The organism is Rathayibacter sp. AY1C2, assembly GCF_002931195.1.
Taxonomy (GTDB): Bacteria; Actinomycetota; Actinomycetes; order Actinomycetales; family Microbacteriaceae; genus Rathayibacter.
Genome location: NZ_PSWG01000022.1, coordinates 41,559 through 57,660, shown reverse-complemented (window position 1 = coordinate 57,660; position 16,102 = coordinate 41,559). Strand labels below are relative to the sequence as shown.

Below are 16,102 nucleotides of genomic sequence, written 5' to 3'. Positions count from 1 at the left end.
CTCCAGCCCCCCACGGCCGCTCGTGCCCCCGGCACGGCGGCCGTGGGGGGCTGGAGCGGGGGGCCGTGCCTGCGGCACGAGCCTGCTCGCGCGGGAGTGCGGGGGCCGTGCCTGCGGCACGAGCCTGGTCGGGGGGAGTGCGGGGGCCGCGCCTGCGGCGCGAGCCTGGTCGGGGTGAAGGAGTCGGGCCGTGGTTGCGGCGCGAGCCTGCTCGCGCGGGAGTGCGGGGGCCGTGCCTGCGGCACGAGCCTGGTCGGGGGGAGTACGGGGGCCGCGCCTGCGGCGCGAGCCTGGTCGGGGTGAAGGAGTCGGGCCGTGGTTGCGGCACGAGCGTGGTGCGGGTGCTGGAGGGTCGGGCCGTGCCTTCGGCGCGAGCCGCTTCGGGCCCTGGACGTGGGACGTGCGTTCGGCGCGAGGCCGGCCTCGGGTGGCGGGTGATCTAGGCGGCGCGCGGGGGCTGCGGCAGGATGGGGGGATGGACGGCGGGGCGGTGGAGCGGCTTCTCGAGGGGCTTCCGGGAGCGGAGGCGGGGTTCCCGTTCGGGGAGGGGATCCGGGTGTGGAAGGTCGCGGGGAAGGTGTTCGCGCTCGAGTCGGAGCGGTTCGGGCGGCCGGTCGTGAGCGTGAAGGCGCTGCCCGAGAACGTGGTGCACCTGGTCGCGGGGGTCGACGGGATCGAGCCCGGCTACCACCTGAACAAGAAGCACTGGGTGACGGTCGACGCCGGCGGGACCGTGGAGCGCGAGCTGGTGCTCGAGCTCATCGAGGAGTCGCACGCGATCGTTGTCGCGAAGCTGCCGAAACGGCTCCGCCTCGCCCTCGACGGCACGGCGTCCGGATCGCTGAACGAGGACGTCTGACAGCGGCCGGGACGCGCAGGACCCGGACGCGCAGACTCCCGAACCGGCCGAGCCCGGACGCGCTGTGCCCGCGGCCCGACGGAGGGCCGGACGCCTGACGATGCCCGCCTGCGCAGCGCCTGGACGCGTGGGTGCACAGGACCCGCGAGGGGGCGCCGACGCCTGACGGCGGCTGGACGCAGGACGCCCGGCGACGCACGGCGCCCGAGGCGTACGACGACCCCCGGATGCACGGAATCCCCCGCCGCAGCAGGGGATCCCGGAACGTCTCGCGCGCGGAGCGGCTACAGGCCGTAGGAGCGGAGGTACGCGGCGGTGTCGTGCCAGCCCTCGACGGCGAAGCACTCGACGCCCATCGCCTTGACGGGGTAGTCGTTGCCGTCCGGGTCGAGGCGGTCGCCGACGAAGATCATGTCGTCGAGAGGGATGCCCGTCAGCTCGGTGAGCTTGTTCATCCCGTACGCCTTGTCGATGCCCTTGCGGGTGATGTCGACCGACGTCGAGCCGCCGGAGCGGACCTCGAGGTCGGGGAGCGCGGCCTGCACGGCCTCACGGAGGGTGTTCTTCTTCTCGCCGTCCGGGTCCCAGGCCTGCTTGACCTCGACGGGCGCGGACTGGCCGAGGGCCGAGAAGGTGATCTGCGAGTCGCGGTCCTCGAGGATCGGGCCCCAGGTCTCGGACTCCCAGTAGCCGAGCTCCTTCGCCTTCTCCTCGACGGCGGCGAGCGCGCGCGACTTCTCGTCCTCGGTGAGGTTCTCGGCGTAGATCTGCGCCCAGTCGCCGTTCTCGTACCGGTAGTACTGCGTGCCGCAGGTGGGCATGAGGTGCAGCTTCGCGAGCACCTCGGGGTCGGCGCCCTCGAGGCGGTCGAGCACCTGCATCCGGAACTGGCCGATCTGGCCGCCCGAGATGATGCACACCTCGGTGGCCTGGAGCAGCTTCACGAAGAGGTCGGCCATCGCCGGGTCGACGGGGGACTTCGAGGCGGCGAGGGTGTCGTCGAGGTCGAAGGCCATCAGGCGGGGCAGGGTGCTCATGGAACTCGTTTCACGGTCTACGGACGGGGCGGTAACGAGGATACGGGGCGCCGCCGGAACGCGCGCGCGGTCGGCGCGAGCGGGCTCCGAGCGCAGACTGGGGGGCATGACCGCCGCCACAGCGCCCGACGGAGGACGCCGCTCCGTTCCGCGCACTCTCGCCCGCATCCTCCTGGGCCTGCTGCTCGTCACGGCCGGCACGGCGCACCTGACGGTCGCGCGTCAGGCCTTCCAGGCGCAGGTCCCGCCGTGGCTGCCGGCCGACCCGGACCTGGTGGTCGTCGCGTCGGGCGTCGTCGAGATCGCGCTCGGGCTCGCGCTCGTCGTGCTCGTGCGGTGGCGCGTGATCGTGGGAGTCGTGGTGGCCGCGTTCTTCGTCGCGGTCTTCCCGGGGAACATCTCGCAGCTGGTGACGCGGACGCCGGCGTTCGGCCTCGAGACGGACGCGGCGCGCGCGGTGCGGCTCGTCTTCCAGCCCCTGCTGGTGGTCTGGGCGCTCTGGTCGACCGGGGCGTTCTCGGCCTGGCGGGCCCGCCGGTCGCGACGCCGCGGGGACTGAGCCGCCGGTCCGCGGCCCGATCGTCCCGCGATCCTCCGGAACGACGAACGGCGGCCGGCGGGAGACCCCGCCGACCGCCGCCCGTGCCCTGCTCGGCTAGGCCGCGAGGCGGCGTCGCGCGACGACCAGCGCGAGACCCGACAGCAGCAGCACGAGGGCTCCGCCGATCAGGCCGGCCGCGTCGGCGCCGGTGTTCGCGAGCGAGCCCGGGCCGGAGCCTCCCGCGACGGGGGCCGCCGTGGTGGTGGGGTGCGGCGACGGAGCGGTGGTGGGCTGCTCCGTCGGGGCGCCGGGCTCGGTCGGCGCCGGGGTGACCGGGACCTCGGCGGCGGGCTCCGTCGTCAGCGACCAGTTGGGGTCGTAGAAGTCGGCCTGGTCGATCACGCCGCGGGCGGTCGACCAGTCGATGAGGAGCTGGCGGATCTCGAGACGCTCGTCGTAGACGAGCGGTGCCTGCGCGACGGCCGGGTAGGCGCCTCCGCCGCTCTGGCGGTAGTTGTTGACCGCCATCACGAAGCGCTCGTCGTCGGCGACCGGGGTGCCGTCGGCGTGGGCGAGACCGCGGATCCGCGAGCCGGCGGGCTGGGAGACGTCGATCACGTAGTCCAGGCCCGAGATCGCGTCGTAGTTGTAGTCCGGGATGCCGTCGGGGCGGTCCTCGGTCGTCGCGTTGGTGCCGGTCTCGGGGTCGAACACGGCGCCCTCGGCGGTCTGCACGAAGTAGCGGGCCGAGAACTCGAGGTAGTCGCGCACCTCGGCTCCGGTCAGCTCCACTCCGCGGAGGGTGTTCTCGTAGATGTACAGGCCCGCGATGTCGCGGATGCTGACCTGCCCCTTCGGGAAGACGGCGGTGCGCGAGAACGGCGACGCCTGCGAGATCACCGGCAGGTCGGCCCACTCGGTGCCCTCGAGCGCCGACTCGACGGTCTCGGCCTGGACGGTGTTGATGAAGTCGATGATCGGGGTGTCCTCGTAGCGCGAGGTCGCGGCCGAGAGCTCCTCGACCGAGTCGGCGACGGGGGTGTTCACGTACTCGATCGTGGCGGCGTGCTGCTCGGTGAGGGCGTCGACCAGTGCGGGCGACTCCTCGGCGATGTCCTTCGCGTAGACGGGCTGCGTGACGGGCGCGTTCCCGGCCGACCAGTCGACCTCGAGGCCGCCCGCGGCGTCCGGCACCAGGTTCAGGGTGACCTCGGTGAGGCCCTGCGCCCAGAACTCGGGCTGGGTGACCAGCACCTGCTCGCCGGCGACGTTGGTGAACAGCGTCTGCGGCAGGTCCTTGTGGCTGTGGCCGGCGACGACCACGTCGATGCCGGGGACCTGCGTCGCGATGTTGTTGACGACGTCCTCGTTGAGGTCGGCGGCGTCGTACTCGGCGTCCGGGACCGTGCCCTGGCCGGTGTGCGCGAGGACGACGACCACGTCGGCCTGCTCCTGCACGATCGGGACCCACTGCTTCGCGGCGGCGACCATGTCCTGGAACTCGAGGACGCCGTCGACGTACTGCTTGTCCCAGACGCGGACGCCGGGGGTGACGAGGCCGAGGACGCCGACGGTGACCGTCTTCCCGTCGATCTCGCGCTCGATCAGCGTGTAGGGGTCGTGGTACGGCTTGCCGGTGGCGACGTCGACGACGTTCGCGCCCAGCAGCGGGGCGTTCAGGTCGCCCTCGTACGCGCTGAGCATGTCGAGCCCGTAGTTGTACTCGTGGTTGCCGACGACCTGCGCGTCGTAGCCGATGGTGTTGAACGCGGTGGCCATCGGGTGCGTCGTCTCGCCGGAGAGGACGCCCGCGGCGCCGTCGCCGAGGCCGTAGTAGTAGGTGAGCGGCGTGCCCTGGATCGCGTCGCCGTTGTCCATGACGAGCACGGACTCCTCGCCCTTCTCGGCGCGGAGGCGGTCGACCTCGGTCGCGACGCGGGTGAGGCCGAGCGCACCGTCGGCCGGGTACGGCGCGTTCGCGAAGTAGTCCCAGTCGTAGACGTGCCCGTGCGTGTCGGTCGTCGACACCAGGGTGAGCTCGACGCCGTCGTCGAGAGGGGCGGCCGAGGCGATCGGAGCGGCGGTGGCGGCTCCGAGTGCGACGACGGCGAGGAGGCTTGCGGCGCGGAGTCTGCGCATCGTGGTCCTGTTCGCGTGATGAGTGGAGTGTGAACGTCCTCGAATCTATGCGCCGCGTGTGAACTGCGCATGACGGGATCGAGAGCATTGCTCGGCGATGCGTCGGCGGGACCGACGCGGAGCCGGGGGGAGTCCGCGGGGCCGGCCCGCGGCGAAAGAGTCCGCCGGGTCGACCCCGCGCGCTGGAGCCGTCCTCCGGCCCCTCCGCTAGAATCGAGCGGCTGGTCGCGCGGAGGCGGCACGACTGCCGCGCCGCACCCGCCCACCCCCGCCCCTCCCGTCGAGAAGGACACGCCATGCCAGCAATCGTCATCACCGGCGCCCAGTGGGGCGACGAGGGCAAGGGACGCGCCACCGACCTCCTCGGCAGCCGCGTCGACTACGTCGTGAAGTTCAACGGCGGCAACAACGCCGGGCACACCGTCGTCGTGGGCGACGAGAAGTACGCCCTGCACCTGCTCCCCTCCGGCATCCTCACCCCGGGCGTCGTCCCGGTCATCGCGAACGGCGTCGTCGTCGACATCGAGGTGCTGTTCCACGAGCTCGAGGCGCTGAGCGCGCGCGGCGTCGACGTGTCGAAGCTGCTCGTCAGCGCCAACGCGCACGTCATCACCAGCTACCACCGCACCCTCGACAAGGTGACGGAGCGCTTCCTCGGCAAGCGCCAGATCGGCACCACCGGCCGCGGCATCGGCCCGGCGTACGCCGACAAGATCAACCGCGTCGGCATCCGCATCCAGGACCTCTTCGACGAGAACATCCTCCGCCAGAAGGTCGAGGGCGCCCTCGACCAGAAGAACCACCTGCTGGTGAAGGTCTACAACCGCCGCGCGATCCTGGTCGAGCAGGTGCTGGAGGACCTGCTGCAGTACACCGAGCGCCTGCGCCCGATGGTCGCCGACACGTCGCTGATCCTCTCGCAGGCGCTCGACGCCGGCAGGACGGTGCTGTTCGAGGCCGGCCAGGCCACGATGCTCGACGTCGACCACGGCACCTACCCGTTCGTCACCTCCTCCAACGCGACCTCGGGAGGAGCGGCCACCGGCTCCGGAGTCGCACCGAACCGCATCGACCGCGTCATCGCGGTCATCAAGGCGTACACGACCCGCGTCGGCGCCGGCCCGTTCCCGACCGAGCTCTTCGACGAGTGGGGCGAGTACCTCCGCCGGCAGGGCTTCGAGTTCGGCACCACGACCGGCCGCCCGCGCCGCTGCGGCTGGTACGACGCCCCGATCGCCCGCTACTCGGCGCGGATCAACGGGGTCACCGACTTCGTCCTCACCAAGCTCGACGTGCTCTCGGGCCTCGAGACCATCCCCGTCTGCGTCGCCTACGACGTCGACGGCGTGCGCCACGACGAGGTCCCGGTCTCGCAGAGCGACTTCCACCACGCGAAGCCGATCTACGAGGAGTTCCCCGGCTGGCAGGAGGACATCTCCGGCTGCCGCGAGTTCTCGGACCTGCCGCAGACCGCGCAGGACTACGTGCGCGCGCTCGAGGCGATGAGCGGCGCCCGGTTCTCGGCGATCGGCGTCGGGCCGGAGCGCGAGCAGGTCGTCGTGCTGCACGACCTGCTCGACTAGAAGCGGCGAGGAGCCGGGCCGGGCAGCCCTCTCGGAGGCGGCCGTCGTGTTCACAGCGGAGGAAGAACATCGGTGACCTCGCGGAGAGACGCGGATCCCGGGCCCTGTCGACGAACCTTCCTGCGGTGTAGACACGAACGCCGCCGAGCGCGCCGGATAATCGGCGCATGCAGATCTACGCCGACCTCCCGGCCGTCCGCGCGCGGCAGATCCTGGCCGACGCCCTCGCTCTCGGCGTGGCCGTCGTGGCGATCGCCGCGGGGATCGCGGTCGGCTCGCTGATCGCCGGCCTGGCCGAGATCGGCCGTCGGCTCGAGAGCGCCGGCAGCGGCTTCGGCTCGACCATGAGCGACGCCGGGACCACCCTCGGCGGCATCCCCCTGCTCGGCGACGCGGTGCGCGCTCCGTTCGACGAGGCGAGCGGGGCCGGCTCCGTCCTGGCCGCCGCCGGACGCGACCAGCAGCAGCTCGCGAGCGCCCTGGCCGTGGTCGCCGGGCTCGCCGTCGGGGGCCTCCCGCTCCTGCTCCTGGCCGTGCTCTGGCTCCGGCCCCGGCTCCGCTTCGCCCGCCGGACCGCCGAGCTGCGCGCCCTCGGCTCGACCGGCGGCGGAACCGAGCTGCTGGCCCTGCGCGCGCTCACCCAGGCGTCCCCCCGCGACATCCTCGCCGCGCACCCGGACGCCGCCGCGGGCTGGCGGACCGGCGACCCCGCCGTCACCGCCGCGCTGGCGGCCCTCGCCCTCCGCCGGGCGGGGCTCCGGCCCCGCTGACCCCGGAGGACCACCGCGGGTCCGCCGGAGGGATGACGCCGCGAGCCACTGCGGACGACGCCGGCGACACGGGTGCCTCCGTAGCGTCGAGGACATGCAGAACCAGACCTCCTCCGTCGTGGCGCGCGTCGAGGGCGTGCGCAAGCTCTACGGCAGCACGCCGCCCGTCGTCGCCCTCGACGACGTCACGCTCTCGATCGAGCGGGGCGAGTTCACCGCGGTGATGGGCCCCAGCGGATCCGGCAAGTCGACGCTCATGCACGTCCTCGCCGGCCTCGACACCGCCTCCTCCGGCCGCGTGTTCCTCGGGGACGCCGAGATCACCTCGATGAGCGACGCCGAGCTGACCGTGCTCCGCCGCCGCAGCGTCGGCTTCGTCTTCCAGGCCTTCAACCTCGTCCCCACGCTCGACGTGCGCGGCAACATCCGCCTCCCGTTCGAGCTCGACGGCCGCTCCGTGACCGGCGACGAGGAGCAGTGGATCGCCCGGCTGATCGAGTCCCTCGGGCTCCGCGAGCGCCTCACGCACCGGCCCCACGAGCTCTCGGGCGGGCAGCAGCAGCGCGTGGCGATCGCCCGCGCCCTCGCCACCCGGCCGCAGCTGATCTTCGCCGACGAGCCCACCGGCAACCTGGACTCGCGCACCGGCCGCGAGGTCCTCAGCCTGCTCCGGGCCTCCACCCGCGAGTACGGCCAGTCGATCGCCATGGTCACCCACGACCCGATCGCGGCGGCCTACGCCGACCGCATCGTCTTCCTCCGCGACGGGGCCGTCGTCGACGACCGCCGCGGGATGAGTGCCGAGGAGATCTCGCGCGCGATGCTCACGATGGAGGGCGCGGCGTGAGCGGCGTGCGCACGGGCTCGAGCCAGGGCGGGGGCGCCATCGTCACCGTCGCCGCACTCGCCGCGGCGTTCGGCGCCGTGCTGGTGCAGGTCATCGCCGACATGGTCGCGGCCTTCGCGGCAGCGGGGATCGACGGCATCGGCCAGGTCGCCCTCATGCTCGGGATGGTCGGCGCCGTCTTCTTCGGCATCGCGGTGTTCGTCGGCGGGATCGTCACGGCCAACGCGGTCTCGACCGTCATCGCCGGGCGCACCCGCGAGATCGCCCTGCTGCGCCTGCTCGGCGCCTCCGGCCGGTCGCTGCGCAGCGGGATCGTCCGCACGGGCCTCCTGCAGGGGCTCCTCGGAGCGGCGATCGGCCTGGTCGCCGGCGTCGCTCTCGTGGCGCTCGCCGCGGAGCTCGCCATCCGGAGCGGCACCCTGCCCCGCTTCGACTACCCGCTCGTCTCGCCCGGCCTCGTGCTGCCGCTGATCGCCGTGGTCGCCTCGACGGTCATCGCCTCGTGGTCCGGATCGCGCCGCGTGCTCGCGGTCGCGCCGTCGCAGGCCGCCGGATCCTCCGCCGAGCCCCGCTACGAGGAGCTGCGCGGCCGCACCGCCCGCAACGTCACGGCGATCGTCTTCGTCGTGGTCGGCGCGCTGCTGCTCGCCGGCGGCGTGGTGTTCGGGCTGGCCAACCCCGGCGGCGTCCTGCTCGGGCTCGTCGGAGGCATGGCGTCCTTCACCGGCGTGATCCTCGGGGCGCCCGTCCTGCTCCCTCCGCTCACGGCCCTCGTGGGCCGCGCCTTCGGCCGGGGCCCCGTCGCCCGCCTGGCGTCCGCCAACGCCGTCCGCAATCCGGCGCGCAGCGCCCGCGCCGTCATCGGACTGGTCATCGGAGTGTCGCTGGTCACGATGTTCGCGGTCGCCGCCGCCACGTTCGGCACGATCATGGAGCGCTCGGGCGAGACGAACCCCGAGGTGATCGCGGCGTTCGAGCAGTTCATCCAGGTGAGCACCGCGGTGATGAGCGTCCTGCTCGGCTTCTCGGTCGTCCTGGCCGCCGTCGGCATGGTCAACACGCTGTCGCTCAGCGTGCTGCAGCGCCGGCGCGAGCTGGGCCTGCTCCGCGCGCTCGGCTTCACCGGCTCGCAGGTGCGGTCGATGGTGGTGCTGGAGGCGGCGCAGATGATCATCGCTGCCGCGGTGCTCGGCATCGTGCTCGGCGTGGTCTACGGCTGGTGCGGCGCGATCTCGGTGTTCGGCTCGCTGCCGGGCATCGGACTGATCCCGCCGACCGTCCCGGTGCCGATCCTGGTGGCGGTGCTCGTGGTCGGTGTCGTGATCACGGTCGTCGCGGCCGTGCTGCCCGCCCGCCGCGCCACGAAGGTGTCGCCGGTCGCCGCTCTCGCCGTGGCCTGAGAGCCGGCGCCGCGGAGGACCCGCAGCCGGGGGCCGGCGCCCTCACACCACCGAGAACCCCGCGGCGAGGGGCTCCCGCCCGCTCAGCGCGAGCAGGAGCTCCTCGCCGCGTCCGGCTCGAGCGGCCAGCCCGCCGGTCAGCGCGCAGCACGCCTCGACGGCCTCGCCGGGCAGCACGTGCGGGATCCCGGTGGCCCGCGAGAGGTCGAGCGTGTGCACGACCAGCTCGAGCAGCCGGGTCCGGAGGTACTCGTCCAGCTCGATCGCGTGGCCGCCCACGGCGACGAGGCGGCCGGGACGCTGGGCGGCGACCAGCTCGACCGCGCGGCCCGCCGCCTCCGCCAGCGCCTGAGCCGGCCTGTCGCCGAGCAGCAGCCCCGCCTCGACCCCGCGCCGCGCCACCGCCGCGGGGTCGGCGACGTTCCCGGCCAGCGCGGCGTAGTAGTCGAGCGCGTCCTCGATGGTCGGCTCGGGCGGCTCCGGAGCGAGGAGGTACGCCTCGACCGTCAGCACCGCCCGCGACGCGTGGCCCGCGAGGCCGCGGACGTCCCAGACGCCGAGCCCCGGCTGCTCCCACTGGTCGTCCCGCACCTGCGCGAGCAGACCGACGAGGGCGGCGGCGGCGGACTCGAACAGCGCGGCGGTGCTCATGGAGCCATGCTGGCACGGTGCCCCACACTGATCGCATGAGCAGTCCCCGCCGCCCCGGTTCCGTCACGCTCGTCGGCCGCTCGATCGTCCTCGAGCCGCTCGCCGCCGAGCACGTCGAGCCGCTCGGGCGGGCGATCGGGCGTCCGGAGGTGTTCGCCGGCGGCTACGGAGGGGGACTCGCCGGCCTCCCCGGCACCCCGGAGGAGTTCCGCGCCTTCGTCGACCGCTACTACCCCTGGGGCACGGGCCTGCCGTTCGCTGTGCTGCAGGAGGGGCGCGTCGTCGGCACGACCTCGCTGGCCGACTTCGACGAGACGCGCGAGGCGGCCCACCTCGGCTGGACGGCCTACGCGCCCGAGACGTGGGGCACCGTCGTGAACCCGGAGGCGAAGCGGCTGGTGCTCGGACTCGCCTTCGACAGCGGCTACGAGCGGGTGAAGCTCCAGGCGGATGCGGTGAACGCGCGCTCGCGGGCCGCGATCCTCCGCCTCGGCGCCGTGTTCGAGGGGGTGCTCCGCCACGACCAGCGGCGGGCCGACGGCTCGTGGCGCGACACGGCCGTCCACTCGATCCTCGCGGCCGAGTGGCCGGCCGTCCGCGACGCGCTCGACCGCCGGATCGACGCGGCGCTAGCGCTCCCCGCCTCGACCGCGCAACCGCTGACCGGGCGGCCGCCCGAGGAGTAGGAAGGAGGCATGGAACGCATCCACTACGCCGGCAGCTCCGTGCTGACGGGTACCGCCATCGCGCGGTCGCTGCTGGCCTACGCGGAGGCGCTGGCGCTCACCAAGGGGTCGATCACGGTCGACATCCCGATCCGCCAGGAGTCCGGCCGGCCCGGACGGGCGGCGCTGCTGATCGGACCGGCGAGCCAGCTGTTCTCGGAGTCCGAGGACGACGGAGCCGAGGAGCTGCTCGACGAGGAGCTCGTCGAGCGCTTCACCCGCGAGACGGCCCGCCTGGGCGTCTCACACCCCGTGGCCGAGGAGGACGGCGGTGCCGGGCCCCTCTCCGCCGTCGACACCGAGATCCCGCACTTCCACGGCGAGGACGACTCCTGGTGAGCATCCGGGGCGCCGGTAGGATCGACACTCACGACTCCGCCCGACCCTTCGCGGACGGGCGACTTCCCGAACGGAGAACCGCCTGATGGGGCGACTGATCTACGACTCGACCCTCGAGGCCGACTTCGACGACCGTCTGCTGGCGCACCTGCAGATCGTGATCGGCTCGAAGCTCGCGCGGAACGAGTCCTTCTACTTCTCGTGGAAGGACTCGCAGGCGGTCGGCGACGGACGCACCTCGATCTGGCTGCACCCCGCCATCCCGCTGCGCTTCAAGTACCACGGCGGCCGTGCCCCGAACATCAACCCGGACTGGATCCGCCAGCTGCTCGCCGACTCGCACACGGCGCACGGGCTGCGGATCAGCGAGGAGCCCCACGGGACCGCCCGTCAGAGCGAGGAGAGCATGCTGTGAAGCGCGTCGAGATCATCTACGGCGGAGCGCCGTTCAGCCTGAGCGAGACGTCGGCCGCGGAGGTGCGCGAGAGCATCGACCGCGCCCTGGACGGCTCCGCGTCGCGCTGGATCACGGTGAACCAGGGCGAGGGCGAGCCCCGCGAGACCTCGATCCTGATCACGCCGGGCGTGGCGTTCTCGGTCGCCGACGTCGCGCACTGAGGTCGACGCCGCGGTCACGGTGACCGCCGCCTCTCACGCCGCCGGCTCGGTCCGGGGCGCTCGCACCGCCGGCCCGCCTCGGAACGACTGCCGTCCTCAGCGCACCCGCGCCGCTCACCCCGCCAGCACTCGAGGGAACTCCCCCGGGATCTCGCTCGCGAGGTACCCGGCCGGGCCGATCCGCGCGGAGAGGCGCGAGTCCGCCTCCGTGTGCAGGAACGCGCCCCACGCGGCCGCGCCCATCGGATCGACGCCGCGCCCGCGCAGGCCCGCCGTCGCTCCGGCGAGCACGTCGCCGCTGCCCGCGGTGGCCAGCCCGGGGTGCTCGCCCTCGATCCGCACCGCGTCGCCGTCCGGCGAGGCGATGGTGTTGAACAGGCTCACCACCGCGCCGTAGCGCTCGGCGACCGCGAGGGCGGCCCGCTCGACGTCGTCGACCTCCTCGCCGAGGAGCCGGGACGCCTCCTCCGAGTTCGGGGTCAGCAGGAGCCGGCCCGCGAGCCTCCGCGCGAGACGGCGCTGCCCGGGCAGGACTCCGAGCGGGAAGGCGTCGAGGTGCACGGCCGGCACGTCGTCGAGGAGCGGAGCGAGGGCACGGAGGGTCGCGGCGGTCGCGCGCGGGTCGTCCAGGCCGGGTCCGATCAGGGCGACGTCGGCGGAGGAGAGCTCGCCGGCCAGGACGTCGAGCCCGCGGCCCGAGACGGAGCCGGTGCGTGTCTCCGCGAGCGGGACCACTCCGCACTCGGGCAGCGCGACCGCGGTGGCCGACGCGACCGACTCGGCGACGCAGAGCGTGATGCGACCCGCGCCGGTCCGCAGCGCGGCGATCCCCGCGAGGATCGCGGCGCCGGGCGTCTTGCGGGCGCCGCCGACGACGACCACGTCGCCGCGGGAGTGCTTCGAGCCTCCGGGCTCCGGGAGGGGCCAGCGCTGCTCGAGCAGGGCGCGGGAGACGAGGTCACTCATGAGGGTCTCCTTCTCCGTCCGCGCGGTCGTCGTGCCGGGTGACGGGGGCGCCGGAGCGCTCGAGGTGGGACGTGCGGTTGAAGAGCTCGAGGCGCCACGCGTCGCCGTCGCGGACGAGACGGGTGACGGAGCCGTTGGCGACGGGCGTCGAGGCGCCGATGTCGAGCAGCTCGTGCTCGGAGAGGCCCTCGAGGACGTAGCGGAGGACGAGGACGACCGCGTCGTGGCAGAAGAGGATCGCCGGCCCGGGAGGCGCGGCGACGGCGAGGTGGTCGACGAAGGCGCGGACGCGGAGCGCGAGGTCCGTCCAGGCCTCGCCTCCCGGCGGCCGGTAGTAGAACTTGCCGAGCCACTCGCGCCGCGCCGCCTCCTCGGGCATCCGGGCCCGCACGCCGGCGGAGGTGAGGCGGTCGGTGACGCCGAGGTCGCGGTCGCGCAGGCGCTCGTCGGGGCGCAGCCGCAGGTCGATGCCGGCCTCGCCGAGGGCGAGGCGGGCGGTCGCGGAGGCGCGGCGGTAGGGCGACGTCCAGGCGGAGGCGGGTCGCGCCTCCTCGGCCAGCCAGCGGCCGAGCGCGCGCGCCTGGTCCTCGCCGGCGGGGGAGAGCTCGACGTCGGGGTCGCGGCGGTCGACGGCGATCTCGTGCGCCCCCGAGGCCTCGGCGGCGCTCGCCGCGATGTTGGCGAGGCTCTCGCCGTGACGGACGAGGAGGAGCTCGGTCGGGCCGGGGGAGGAGGCGGGTGTGGCTCCACGCTCCGCCTCGCGGGCCGGAGGCGCCAGGGGTTCCGCCGCGGCGACGCGGGTTGCTACGGAGTCGTCAGGGGTTCCGCCGGCGTCAGGGCGCCTCTCCGTCGGCGCGCTCCTCCGCAGAGACCGCCGTGACGACCGCGGTGAGCGTCTCGGGGTCGCTCAGGATGCGGAAGTGCCCGCCGGTCTCGATCCGGACGTTGACCGCGCCCTCGAGCATGCTGCCCTCGGGGATGTGCGGATCGAAGAGGCCGAACACGGACGTGATCCGCGCGTTCGCTCCGGAGCGGCTCGACAGCAGCAGGGTCGTGGCGTCGCGCGGCGAGAAGGCGCGCAGGCTCCGGAGGACCAGGTAGGGCGCGTAGCGGGAGCCGCCGAACGGAGTCGCCACGGCGACCATCCGGTCGACCCGGCCGTCCGGGTCGAGCTCGGTCATCACGTACTTGCCGATCAGTCCGCCCTTGCTGTGGGCGACGATCACCACGTCGCGGAGCCCGTGCTCGGCGAGGTAGGCGGCCACGTCCTCGGCCGTCCGGGCGACCGGGCGGCCGTTGCGGCCGAGGCTCGTCAGCACGTGGAGAGGGTGCCCGCGCTCGTGCAGCGGATCGATGATCGGGCGGAGGAAGGACCAGGTCTCCCAGATCCCCGGCAGGACCACGACGGGCCGCCGGTCGCCGTCGAGGTAGTCGTCCGGGGCACGGCGCGAGAGGACGCCGCGCACCTGCCAGGCGACGGCGTAGGCGAAGTCGCGGATCCACCAGACGGCGTCGCGGACCAGGCGTCGGAGCCGGCTCATGCGGCCGGCTCCGACCGGAGGGGGAGCGGGGCGGCGGACCTCTCGCCGAGCGCAGCGGCGAAGCGGAGGATCTCGCGGGCGAGCGCTCCGGGCTCGGTGCGGGGGACGACGTGGCGCGAGCCGGCGAACTCGACGAGCCGCCCCTCGCGCGCGTGGGCCGTGAGCCGCTCGCACCAGTCACGGGTGGCGATCGGATCGTCGCGGCCGCGGGCGACGAGGACCGGCACCTCCAGCCGGGCGACGCGCTCCTGCACCGGATGCCTCAGCATCTCGGGCAGCTGGCGCAGGTACCAGCGCAGGCCGCCGCGCAGGTAGTCGGCCAGCAGGATCGCGTCGACGCCCACCGGCTCGCCGAGGCAGTCCCGCAGCAGCGCGAGCCCCTGGCGGACCGCTCCGGGCCGCTGCGGATCCACCACCGGCCCGATGAGCACCGCGCCGTCGACCAGGCCAGGCGCGCGCAGCCCCAGCTCGACCGCCACCTGCGACCCCATCGAGTGCCCGACGACGACCGCACGCGAGACGCCCAGTCCGCGGAGGACCTGCTCGACCTGCCGCGCGTGGTCCTCGAGGCCGACCCTCCGCCGCGGGCGCGCGTTCGCGCCGAAGCCGGCGAGGTCGACGCCGATCACCCGGCCGTGCCGCTTCAGGCGGGCGGCGAGCGGCGAGAAGGTGTGGTGCGACATCCCGATCCCGTGGATCAGGACGAACACCGCGCCCGCTCCGGCCGGACCGGTGTCGACCGTCCGCAGCGTGACGCCCTCGACCTCGTGTCGCACGGGGAGGACGCGGCGGGGCGGTGTCGGCAGCATCGTCCCAGGCTAGGGATCGGCGGCCGGCCGCGCGGGGGGATGCGCCCGCTCCCGCCGTGGTCTAGGCCGCATCCACCCTGGGGAGGAGCATTCACCCCGCCGGCCGCCGGCGGTCCCCGCCGAGCGTCCCGTCGTGCCCGCTGTCAAGCGGCTCCTCCGCGGCGGCGCCCCTGCCTAGCCTCGGAGGAGGGGTCGGCGTGCGCCGCTCCCGGAGGGATGACGCCATGCGGATCGCGATCGTCGGGGCGACCGGCAACCTGGGGACGGCGCTGCTGCGGCGCCTGCACGGCGAGGCCGGGGTGGAGGAGATCATCGGCATCGCCCGCCGGGCCCCTCGGCTCCGCTCGGAGGAGTACCGCGACGTGCGCTGGGTCGAGATCGACCTCGCGTCGAGCGTCGCCCCGCGGCGGCTCCGCGAGGCCTTCGCCGGCGTCGACGCCGTCGTGCACCTCGCCTGGGCGCTGCAGCCCAGCCACGACGAGCCGTTCCAGCGGCTGGTCGACGTCGGAGGCACTGCGGCCGTGCTCGAGGCGGTCGCCGCCGCGGGAGTCGGCCAGGTCGCCGTCGCTTCGTCCGTGGGCGCCTACAGCGCCGCGCCGAAGTCGATCCGGGTGACCGAGGACTGGCCCACGGGCGGCCTGCACACCTCGACCTACAGCCGCCACAAGGCCGCGAACGAGCGGCAGCTCGACGCCTTCGAGGAGCGGCACCCCGAGATCGTCGTCACACGCCTGCGCCCGGGGCTCGTCTTCCAGCGCGGAGCGGCGACGGAGATCGCCGGGCTCTTCGCCGGTCCCCACTACCCGACGCGGTGGCTGAAGGCGGTCCGGATCCCGGTCCTGCCGCTGCCGCGGAGCATCGTCTTCCAGGGCGTGCACGCCGACGACGTGGCCGACGCCTTCTGGCGCGCGCTCGACCGGCGCGCCGGCGGGGCCTTCAACATCGCGGCCGAGCCGGTCCTCACTCCGGAGCGGCTGGCGCACGCCTTCGGCGCCCGCCTGGTCACGGTGTCGTTCGGGCTGCTCCGCTCCGTCGTCACCGCGACCTGGCACCTGCGCCTGCAGCGCACCGACGCGGGCTGGCTCGACATCGCGGGCAACGTCCCGGTGATGTCGACCGAGCGCGCCCGCGCCGAGCTCGGCTGGGCGCCGACCCGCACGGCCGAGGAGGCGCTCGCCGAGCTCGTGGCCGGCCTGGCCGACCGCTCGACCGTCCCGGGCTCGCCCCCGCTCCGCGGCTGATCCGGCCGGGAGTCGATCAGAGGCGAGCCCTCGCGG

18 protein-coding genes are annotated in these 16,102 nt (G+C 74.1%); 11 read left to right on the top strand and 7 right to left on the bottom strand.

Annotated features, from left to right (window positions below; all coding sequences use genetic code 11):
* Positions 1-475 precede the first annotated feature (475 nt).
* Positions 476-859 (top strand): MmcQ/YjbR family DNA-binding protein, encoded by a 384-nt coding sequence (locus C5C55_RS13765; protein WP_104234286.1) that lies wholly within the window; start codon positions 476-478, stop codon positions 857-859.
* Positions 860-1,143: 284 nt separating this feature from the next.
* On the opposite strand, the gene C5C55_RS13760 is transcribed toward C5C55_RS13765, so the two are convergent.
* Entirely contained in the window at positions 1,144-1,896 is a 753-nt protein-coding gene (locus C5C55_RS13760) for an HAD-IIB family hydrolase (protein WP_104234285.1), read from the bottom strand.
* A gap of 106 nt (positions 1,897-2,002) precedes the next feature.
* Between C5C55_RS13760 and C5C55_RS13755 the strand changes: the two genes are divergently transcribed.
* Complete coding sequence (locus C5C55_RS13755) at positions 2,003-2,455, top strand: DoxX family membrane protein (protein WP_104234284.1); 453 nt, start codon at positions 2,003-2,005, stop codon at positions 2,453-2,455.
* Between the two features lie 96 nt (positions 2,456-2,551).
* Here the strand turns inward: C5C55_RS13755 and C5C55_RS13750 are convergent, their stop codons facing one another.
* Positions 2,552-4,576, bottom strand: coding sequence for a bifunctional UDP-sugar hydrolase/5'-nucleotidase (locus C5C55_RS13750; protein WP_104234283.1), 2,025 nt, complete (start codon positions 4,574-4,576; stop codon positions 2,552-2,554).
* Positions 4,577-4,872: 296 nt separating this feature from the next.
* Between C5C55_RS13750 and C5C55_RS13745 the strand changes: the two genes are divergently transcribed.
* From C5C55_RS13745 to C5C55_RS13730, 4 genes are all read left to right on the top strand, one after another.
* Positions 4,873-6,159: an adenylosuccinate synthase gene (locus tag C5C55_RS13745; protein WP_104234282.1), complete on the top strand. Its 1,287-nt coding sequence runs from the start codon at positions 4,873-4,875 to the stop codon at positions 6,157-6,159.
* Between the two features lie 167 nt (positions 6,160-6,326).
* Positions 6,327-6,929 carry a hypothetical protein gene (locus C5C55_RS13740; RefSeq protein ID WP_104234281.1) on the top strand — a complete coding sequence of 201 codons (603 nt, stop codon included), beginning with the start codon at positions 6,327-6,329 and terminating at the stop codon, positions 6,927-6,929.
* Positions 6,930-7,023: 94 nt separating this feature from the next.
* Positions 7,024-7,776 (top strand): ABC transporter ATP-binding protein, encoded by a 753-nt coding sequence (locus tag C5C55_RS13735; protein WP_104222781.1) that lies wholly within the window; start codon positions 7,024-7,026, stop codon positions 7,774-7,776.
* Complete coding sequence (locus C5C55_RS13730; protein WP_258072566.1) at positions 7,773-9,176, top strand: ABC transporter permease; 1,404 nt, start codon at positions 7,773-7,775, stop codon at positions 9,174-9,176. The genes C5C55_RS13735 and C5C55_RS13730 overlap by 4 nt, the downstream gene beginning before the upstream one ends.
* Before the next feature lie 42 nt (positions 9,177-9,218).
* Here the strand turns inward: C5C55_RS13730 and C5C55_RS13725 are convergent, their stop codons facing one another.
* Positions 9,219-9,827 (bottom strand): maleylpyruvate isomerase N-terminal domain-containing protein, encoded by a 609-nt coding sequence (locus C5C55_RS13725; protein WP_104234280.1) that lies wholly within the window; start codon positions 9,825-9,827, stop codon positions 9,219-9,221.
* Between the two features lie 35 nt (positions 9,828-9,862).
* Here C5C55_RS13725 and C5C55_RS13720 point away from each other — a divergent pair, with 35 nt between their 5' ends.
* From C5C55_RS13720 to C5C55_RS13705, 4 genes are all read left to right on the top strand, one after another.
* Complete coding sequence (locus C5C55_RS13720; protein ID WP_104234279.1) at positions 9,863-10,513, top strand: GNAT family N-acetyltransferase; 651 nt, start codon at positions 9,863-9,865, stop codon at positions 10,511-10,513.
* A gap of 9 nt (positions 10,514-10,522) precedes the next feature.
* Positions 10,523-10,891 carry a hypothetical protein gene (locus tag C5C55_RS13715; protein WP_104222777.1) on the top strand — a complete coding sequence of 123 codons (369 nt, stop codon included), beginning with the start codon at positions 10,523-10,525 and terminating at the stop codon, positions 10,889-10,891.
* 85 nt (positions 10,892-10,976) lie between these two features.
* Positions 10,977-11,306: an ATP-dependent DNA ligase gene (locus C5C55_RS13710; protein WP_104222776.1), complete on the top strand. Its 330-nt coding sequence runs from the start codon at positions 10,977-10,979 to the stop codon at positions 11,304-11,306.
* The gene (locus tag C5C55_RS13705) at positions 11,303-11,509 is read left to right on the top strand and encodes a hypothetical protein (protein WP_104222775.1); all 207 of its coding nucleotides are present in this window, start codon (positions 11,303-11,305) and stop codon (positions 11,507-11,509) included. Before C5C55_RS13710 ends, C5C55_RS13705 begins: the two co-directional genes overlap by 4 nt.
* A 114-nt stretch (positions 11,510-11,623) precedes the next feature.
* Here the strand turns inward: C5C55_RS13705 and C5C55_RS13700 are convergent, their stop codons facing one another.
* The 4 genes from C5C55_RS13700 to C5C55_RS13685 are packed head-to-tail and all read right to left on the bottom strand — an operon-like array spanning position 11,624 to position 14,825.
* Positions 11,624-12,475 carry an NAD(P)H-hydrate dehydratase gene (locus tag C5C55_RS13700; protein ID WP_104234278.1) on the bottom strand — a complete coding sequence of 284 codons (852 nt, stop codon included), beginning with the start codon at positions 12,473-12,475 and terminating at the stop codon, positions 11,624-11,626.
* On the bottom strand, positions 12,468-13,253 hold the full coding sequence (locus tag C5C55_RS13695) for a histidine phosphatase family protein (RefSeq protein WP_104234277.1): 786 nt from the start codon (positions 13,251-13,253) through the stop codon (positions 12,468-12,470). Before C5C55_RS13695 ends, C5C55_RS13700 begins: the two co-directional genes overlap by 8 nt.
* A gap of 55 nt (positions 13,254-13,308) precedes the next feature.
* Positions 13,309-14,016, bottom strand: a complete 708-nt coding sequence (locus C5C55_RS13690; RefSeq protein ID WP_104234276.1) for a triacylglycerol lipase — start codon at positions 14,014-14,016, stop codon at positions 13,309-13,311.
* Positions 14,013-14,825: an alpha/beta fold hydrolase gene (locus C5C55_RS13685; protein ID WP_104234275.1), complete on the bottom strand. Its 813-nt coding sequence runs from the start codon at positions 14,823-14,825 to the stop codon at positions 14,013-14,015. The genes C5C55_RS13690 and C5C55_RS13685 overlap by 4 nt, the downstream gene beginning before the upstream one ends.
* Before the next feature lie 224 nt (positions 14,826-15,049).
* On the opposite strand from C5C55_RS13685, the gene C5C55_RS13680 reads away from it, so the two are divergent.
* The gene (locus tag C5C55_RS13680; protein WP_104234274.1) at positions 15,050-16,066 is read left to right on the top strand and encodes an NAD-dependent epimerase/dehydratase family protein; all 1,017 of its coding nucleotides are present in this window, start codon (positions 15,050-15,052) and stop codon (positions 16,064-16,066) included.
* Positions 16,067-16,102 lie beyond the last annotated feature (36 nt).